Here is a 4,317-nt window from a genome sequence, read left to right on the forward strand (position 1 = left end):
CGGCATTCCCGCGCCCGCCCCGAACACGACGACCCTCCCCTTTTCGAGATGGCGAACGGCCCGCAGCGGAATGTACGGCTCGGCCACCTGGGTCATTGTGATGGCCGTCTGAACCCGGCAGGGAATTCCGGCGCGCTCAATGAAGTCTTGGAGGGCGATGGCGTTCATGACGGTGCCGAGCATGCCCATGTAATCCGCGCGGGCACGGTCCATTCCCCGCGCCTGCAACTCGGCGCCGCGGAAAAAGTTGCCTCCGCCGACGACGATGGCCACCTGCACGCCGTCGCGGACCGCCTCGGCGATCTCCGACGCCACTCGGGTGAGCACGTCGGCGTCCAGTCCGACCGCCCCTCCGCCGAACATTTCCCCGGACAACTTGAGAAGGACCCTTCTCCTGCGTTTGCCGTCGGGGCCAGAATGAATCGCTTCCGCCACCTCGTGTCCTTCCCTCGTCCGTCAGATGGGTTCAATGCCAGGTTCAAGAGTAGCAGCGCGCGGGAATGCCGGCGAAGCAAGCAATGCGGCCCACCCGGGTTCGAGTTGAAGGGAAACCCGAGCCCGGGCGGGAGTCTTGCGGCGAGTCAGACGGCCTTAAGCCTGCCCCACGCTTCGTGGTATTCGAGCGGCTCCACTTCAGGGCAAGTCTCGGGCCCTCCGGGCCATTCGCCCCTCCACACGCCCGACTTTCCGCGCTCGCGCGAACCCACGAGGTGCCCGTCGACCATTCCTATGGCCAACATGAGGGCGAAGCACGTCGTCGGGCCGACGAAGCGAAACCCGCGCCCGCGCAAGGCGGCCGCCATCGCCGAAGATTCGGGGGTGTGCTGGGGAATGTCCTCGGACCGCTCAGGGAAAATATTTACCTCGGGCTGAAACGACCAAACGAAGGACGGAAGCCCTCCGGATTCTCGCAGCGCGAGGGTCGCCCGGGCATTGCGTATCGTCGCCTCGATTTTCACTCGGTTGCGAATGATGTCGGGGTTGGCCAGAAGCCGTTCAACGTCCTTTTCGCCGAACTCGGCCACGGCCTCGGGGTCGAATCTTGCGAAGGCATCCCGGAAGGCCTCTCTTTTGCGCAGCACCGTCAGCCACGAAAGGCCTGCCTGGAAGGCTTCAAGGCACAGCCTTTCGTAGATGCCGGCCTCCGTGCGCACGGGCATGCCCCATTCTTCCGCGTGGTACGCGGCCAACAGCGGGTCTGCGGCCGCCCATCGGGGAATTTTCGCCAAGGCCTCGGCCGTTTCCGGCGACGCCTCTCCCCCGGAAGCTCCTCCGGCGCGGTTCTTTTCCTTCCCGCGCACTTGCCCGGCCGTTCTTCGCTCCTGCTCGTTCATGCCCTCCACCTTAGAGCGGCAAGAAAGCCTCCGGCGGCCCCAAGCGTCGATCTGTGGACAGGCCCTACGTCGCCGATGTCTGTGGACCAGTCCAGACTAGCGCCGTTCGCGTCCGGCATCTTTTCCAAACAAAGCCATTCAGACGCGTTGAGCGGTTCACGCCGACGTCATTCCCGCCCGCAAGCCTCCTCAAACCAAAACGGCTCTCGTCTGCGAATCCGTTCAAATCGAACTCGTTTCATTCTGCGCGGCGGCACGAGTCTGGGCGGCGGCACGAGTCTGGGCGGCGGCACGAGTCTGGGCGACGGCACGACTCAGCGCGTCGGCACAAGTCTGCGCGGCGGCACGAGTCTGGGCGGCGACACAAGTCTGCGCGACGGTCCAAGTGCGCGCGTCGGCACGAGTCCGCGCGACGGCGCAAGACGCTCGGCGTCCGATGACGGAGCCCGCCGCTCCAGAGCGTGACACAATTGTGTGCATGCGCGCCATCATGACAGTCACGGGACTCGACCACACGGGAATCATCGCCGCGGTCTCGGGGGCCTTAGCCAAGCGGGACGTCAACATCACGAACGTCTCACAGACGCTCATGGGAAATTACTTCACCATGATCCTTCAGATCGACTTCGACGACGACGCCCTTCCGCTCGTCGACCTTCAGCGAACTATGACCGACGTCGGCAAGGCCGAAGGCCTGGAGATTCGGATCCAATCCGAAGCGATCTTCGACGCCATGCACAAACTATAGGCACGGGGAACAAACGGCAGACACAAGCGAAACAATGGACACAGCAAGCAATATTCTCGAAACGATCGAGATGATCTCGGAAGACCGTCTCGACATTCGGACCGTGACGATGGGGATCTCGCTCCTGGATTGCGCCGACTCTGACGGGAGGCGGGCCAGAAGGCGCTGCTGCGAACGCATCGCCAGGCGCGCCGCCGATTTGGTTTCGGTGTGCGAGGCAATCGAGACGGAACTCGGCATACCGATCATCAACAAGCGCGTCTCCGTCACTCCGATCGCGCTCGTGGCCGCCGCGTCGCGCGAGTCCGACCTGACGCCCTGGGCTCAGATGCTCGACGAGGCCGCGGCCGCCGTCGGCGTCGATTTCATCGGCGGGTTCTCGGCTCTCGTCGAAAAGGGGGCGACGGCGAGCGACCTCGCCCTCATCGATTCCATCCCAGAGGCCCTGTCCTCGACGAAGGTCGTCTGTTCATCGGTCAACGTGGGGTCCTCTCGCGCGGGAATCAACATGGACGCCGTCCGGGCCATGGGCGAGGCGATCACGGCCTCCGCCCGAGCCACCGAAAACGGGCTGGGGGCGGCCAAGCTCGTCGTTTTCGCCAACTCCGTCGGCGACAACCCGTTCATGGCGGGCGCCTTCCACGGCGTCGAGATGCCCGATTGCGTCGTGTCCGTGGGAGTCTCCGGCCCCGGCGTCGTCACCCGGGCGATTGCCTCGGCCGCGGGCGAGCCCTTCGACGCGCTCGCCGAGACCGTCAAGAAATCGGCCTTCAAGATCACTCGCATGGGAGAGCTCGTGGGGCGCATGGCCGCCGAGCGCCTCGGGGTCGACTTCGGAATCGTCGACCTGTCCCTCGCGCCGACCTCGGAAATCGGCGATTCGGTGGCTCGCGCGCTCGAGGCGATGGGATTGGAGCGCGTCGGCGCGCACGGGACGACGGCGGCGCTGGCCCTGCTCAACGACGCGGTGAAGAAGGGCGGCCTCATGGCGTGCTCTCGGGTCGGCGGCCTTTCGGGGTCGTTCATCCCCGTGTCCGAGGACGAGGGCATGATCGAAGCCGCGGAGGCCGGCGCGATCTCGCTGGCAAAGCTGGAGGCGATGACGGCGATCTGCTCGGTGGGCCTCGACATGGTCGCTGTTCCGGGCGACACCCCTTCCTCGACGATCGCGGGAATGATCGCCGACGAGGCGGCGATCGGCGTCATGAACCACAAGACGACGGCGGTGCGGATCATTCCCGCCCCGGGCACGGCCCCGGGCGACGTCGTCGAATTCGGAGGCCTTCTGGGCAGGGCGCCCGTCATGCCGGTCAGCCCGTACTCCAACGAAGCCTTCATCGGCCGAGGGGGACTCATGCCGGCCCCCGTCCACGGCTTCAAAAACTGAGGGCCAAGCGGCCTGCAAGCGACGCAGTAGAGTGCCGGCTCGCAAGGCAGCCGCTAGTGCTGGCTTGCAAGGGAGGGAGGGGCCCGGCGGGTCCCTCCCTCACGAGTTTTATTCTTTTGTTCTCATGCCTTCATGCGCTCCAACGCCTTCGTGCCCGCCCGCCGGGAAGCCTCCGAAAAGCGCTTTCCGTCGAGGCGGCTCCAGGAACATCCTCCCGGCAAATGCACATGTGGCAGACGAACTTGTTCGTGCGCAGGCTCACTCTGCGGAGGCGCCGACGCGCAGCCGCGCGAAAGCGGTCACCTTGCCGCCGGCGTCGGCGACGATCTTGCCCACGCTGACCTTGGGGTCGCGGGCAAAGCCCTGCTCCAGGAGCACGACCGACTTGTAGAAGCCGCTCATGCGGCCCTGGACGATCTTCGGCACGGCGTTTTCCGGCTTTCCTTCGGCGATCGTCGTCTCGGTCGCGATGCGCTCCTCGGCCTCGACGACGTCGGCGGGAACCGACTCGCGGTCGAGGTAGGTCGGATCGAGAGCGGCAATGTGGACGGCGACGTCGTGGGCGACCGATGCCCCGGCGGCGTCGGTGGCCACCAGAACGCCGACCTGGGGAGGAAGGTCAGGATTGGTCCGATGCATATAGGCCTCGACGTGCTCGCCTTCGACGACAGCGACGTGGGAAACCTCCATCTTCTCGCCGATCACGGCGATGAGCCCCTCGACGCGGTCCTTGACCGTTTCCTTCCCCAGCTTGGCGGCGAGAACCGACTCGACGTCGGACGCGCCGGCCTCGACGGCCGCCTGGAGGATCTCGTCGGCCATCGCGATGAACTTCTCGTTCTTCGCAA

The 4,317-nt window shown here is 65.6% G+C and carries 5 protein-coding genes; 2 read left to right on the forward strand and 3 right to left on the reverse strand.

Going from position 1 to position 4,317, the window contains the following annotated elements; genetic code table 11:
• Both ACO48X_RS07445 and ACO48X_RS07450 read right to left on the reverse strand, forming a co-directional pair.
• The coding region (locus ACO48X_RS07445) for an amino acid kinase family protein (protein WP_485001471.1) at positions 1–363 on the reverse strand (363 nt) is incomplete at its 3' end.
• Positions 364–581: 218 nt separating this feature from the next.
• A complete protein-coding gene (locus ACO48X_RS07450; protein ID WP_485001457.1) occupies positions 582–1,334 on the reverse strand; it encodes a DNA-3-methyladenine glycosylase I in 753 nt (250 codons plus the stop codon).
• A gap of 478 nt (positions 1,335–1,812) precedes the next feature.
• On the opposite strand from ACO48X_RS07450, the gene ACO48X_RS07455 reads away from it, so the two are divergent.
• Together ACO48X_RS07455 and ACO48X_RS07460 are read left to right on the forward strand one after the other, a co-directional pair.
• Positions 1,813–2,082 carry an ACT domain-containing protein gene (locus tag ACO48X_RS07455; RefSeq protein ID WP_485001458.1) on the forward strand — a complete coding sequence of 90 codons (270 nt, stop codon included), beginning with the start codon at positions 1,813–1,815 and terminating at the stop codon, positions 2,080–2,082.
• A gap of 34 nt (positions 2,083–2,116) precedes the next feature.
• Complete coding sequence (locus ACO48X_RS07460; protein WP_485001459.1) at positions 2,117–3,469, forward strand: DUF711 family protein; 1,353 nt, start codon at positions 2,117–2,119, stop codon at positions 3,467–3,469.
• 258 nt (positions 3,470–3,727) lie between these two features.
• On the opposite strand, the gene tsf is transcribed toward ACO48X_RS07460, so the two are convergent.
• Positions 3,728–4,317, reverse strand: a 590-nt coding sequence (gene tsf, locus ACO48X_RS07465) for a translation elongation factor Ts (protein WP_485001460.1), incomplete at its 5' end; no start/stop codon positions are given.

The sequence above is a fragment of the Peptidiphaga sp. genome (genome assembly GCF_057238965.1).

Coding starts and splice junctions, on each gene's coding strand:
- ACO48X_RS07455 (WP_485001458.1), top strand. CDS start 1,813: ATGCGCGCCATCATGACAGTCACGGGACTCGACCACACGGGAATCATC.
- ACO48X_RS07460 (WP_485001459.1), top strand. CDS start 2,117: ATGGACACAGCAAGCAATATTCTCGAAACGATCGAGATGATCTCGGAA.
- ACO48X_RS07450 (WP_485001457.1), bottom strand. CDS start 1,334: ATGAACGAGCAGGAGCGAAGAACGGCCGGGCAAGTGCGCGGGAAGGAA.